Here is a 2,424-nt window from a genome sequence, read left to right as displayed (position 1 = left end):
CGCCGCCCCCGCCACTCCCGTCCGGGACGCGGACGCGGAGGCCACGCTCACCTACGCGCGCGGCGTGCTGGAGGCGGAGGCGCGCGCCATCCTGGGCGTGACGGAGCGGCTGGGTGACGCGTTCCTCCACGCGCTGCACCTGGTGCGCGAGTGCGCGGGCCAGGTGGTGGTGACGGGCATGGGGAAGGCGGGCCACATCGGCCAGAAGCTGTCCTCCACGCTGGCCTCCACCGGCGTGCGCTCCGTGTTCCTGCACCCCGCGGAGGCCGTGCACGGCGACCTGGGCCGCGTGGGCCCGGGGGACGTCATCCTCGCGCTGTCCAACAGCGGCAGCACGGAGGAGCTGCTGCGCCTCTTGCCCCTGTTCAAGCGCATGGGCGTGCCCGTGGTGGCGCTCACCGGGGACGCGGACAGTCAGCTCGCGAAGGGCGCGGACGTGGTGCTGGACATCGGCCGCATCGAGGAGGCCTGTCCCCTGGGGCTGGTGCCCACCGCGTCCACCGCCGCGCTGCATGCCGTAGGCGACGCGCTGGCGATGACGCTGCTGCGCTCGCGCCCCTTCGGCCGGGATGACTACGCGCTCCTGCACCCGGGCGGGAAGCTGGGGCGCTCCGTGCTGCGCGTCTTTGAACTCATGCGCACCGGCCGCGCCAACCCGCTGGTGGTGGACACCGCGCGGCTGTCCGAAGCCGTGGTGGTGATGACCAACACGCCGGGCCGGCCGGGCGCCGCGTGCGTGGTGGACCGGGACGGGAAGCTGGAGGGCATCTTCACCGACGGCGACCTGCGCCGGCTGGTGGAGCGCGGGCACCAGGACTTCCACGTGCCGGTGCGCGAGGTGATGGGCAAGCGCCCGCGCTGCATCACCCCGGAGACGCTGGTGCTCACCGCCGCCGCGCAGATGCGCGAGCTGAGGGTGGACCAGCTCCCCGTGGTGGACGTCGAGGGCCGCGCGGTGGGCCTGCTCGACGTCCAGGACCTGCTGGCCGCGAAGTTCTTCTAAGGGGGCTCGGGGGAAGCCCGGCGTCGGCGGCGCCGAAGCCGATTTCTCGGCCTCGGCGGGGGTCGCCCTGACAGGACCTGCTTCGGCTGGCGCGGCTACTGCGACAGCTTGGCCTGGAGGCCGGCCTTGTTCGGGTAGTCCGGCACGTCCTGGGCCAGCTTCTCCCAGAGCGCCTTGGCGCCCTTGGCGTCGCCCTTGGCGAGCAGCGTGTCGCCCAGCTTCTCCACCGCGCCCGCGTCACCCTGCAGGGCTACGCTCCACACGCGCGCGCCCATGGGGCGGCCCAGGCCGACGAGCGCCCAGGCCATGCCCGCCTTCGCGCGCCCGTTCTCCGGCTGGAAGGGCACCACGCGGGTGTAGTTGGCCAGGGCCTCCTGGTAGCGGCCGCGCGCCAGGTGCTCCTCGCCCTCCTCCACCAGCTTCGTGAGGCCCGCCTCCAGCTCCGGCGTGCGCTCCGTGTTCTTCACCGCGTCCACCATCTCCGGCGTCAGCGGGCGCGGAGCATCCGGAGGCAGCGCCGGGTTCTGCGCCATGGCCTGGGCCGGGTTCGGCGCCATGTTCTGCGACAGCCGGACGCGGCGATCCGCGGCGCGCGTCGCGAGCCACTTCTGGCGGCCACCGGCCTTCACCGTCTCCTCGATGCGCTGGCTCAACTGCCGGGCCATGGGCACCCGCTGCGATTCAGGGTGCGCGGCCACCAGCGCGTCGAAGCCCTCCCGCGCCGTCTTGAGCGCCTGGAGGTTCTCCCCCTGCGTCTCGAACAGCAGCGACGCGCGGCCGAAGAGCGCCTCCTCGTGCCTCGACTCCACCTCCAGCACGCGCTCGTACGCCTTGAGCGCGCTGGCGCTGTCGCCATTCAGGTACAGCGCGTTGCCGCGCAGCACGTCCACCTCCAGCGCGTTGGGCAGCGCGGCGCGGGCACAGGCCGCGGCGCCCGCGGCGTCTGCGCCCTTCGCGCGCGCCTGGGCCACGGCCTCCATCGCGTCCAGCGGCTGGTCCGGCGTGAAGCCGCAGCTCGCCGCCTCGGCGGTGAGGATGGGCGTCTTGCCCAGCTTCTTGCGGGACGCGAGGAACAGCGACCGCACGCCGTCCGCCTTGGCCTGCGCCTGGGAGAGGTACGCCAGCGCCTCCGGGTAGCGGCCGTTCGTGTAGTAGAGCCTGCCCAGCGACGAGGCGATCTCGAAGGTCTTCTCCCGCTCGCGCAGGCCCTCGGAGGAGTCGAGCTGCTTCATCAGCTCCTCCGCCGACGGCGGCATCCGGTTGGCGTCCTTCACCGGCGGGTGGCCCTGCGGCAGGGGCGCGCCGGGCGCCACGGGGGCGCTGCCCGGCATCGTCGGGTGGCCTTCCGGCAGCGCGGCGGCGCCGGGGCTCGCGCCCTGGCCCGGGCTCGGGTTCGGAGACGTGGTGGGGGAGGCCTGGGT

2 protein-coding genes are annotated in these 2,424 nt (G+C 74.1%); one reads left to right on the top strand and one right to left on the bottom strand.

What is annotated here, in order from left to right; translation table 11 throughout:
• Positions 1-178 precede the first annotated feature (178 nt).
• The gene (locus D7X12_RS40835) at positions 179-1,003 is read left to right on the top strand and encodes a KpsF/GutQ family sugar-phosphate isomerase (RefSeq protein ID WP_439329422.1); all 825 of its coding nucleotides are present in this window, start codon (positions 179-181) and stop codon (positions 1,001-1,003) included.
• 95 nt (positions 1,004-1,098) lie between these two features.
• Here D7X12_RS40835 and D7X12_RS40830 read toward each other — a convergent pair.
• Positions 1,099-2,424 (bottom strand): tetratricopeptide repeat protein (locus tag D7X12_RS40830; RefSeq protein ID WP_244225083.1); only part of this gene is annotated, 1,326 nt, incomplete at its 5' end.

Source organism: Corallococcus sicarius (genome assembly GCF_003611735.1).
In the GTDB taxonomy this organism is placed as follows: Bacteria; Myxococcota; Myxococcia; order Myxococcales; family Myxococcaceae; genus Corallococcus; species Corallococcus sicarius.
Note: the sequence above shows the minus strand (reverse complement) of the source record. Positions and strands in the feature narration are given on the sequence as shown.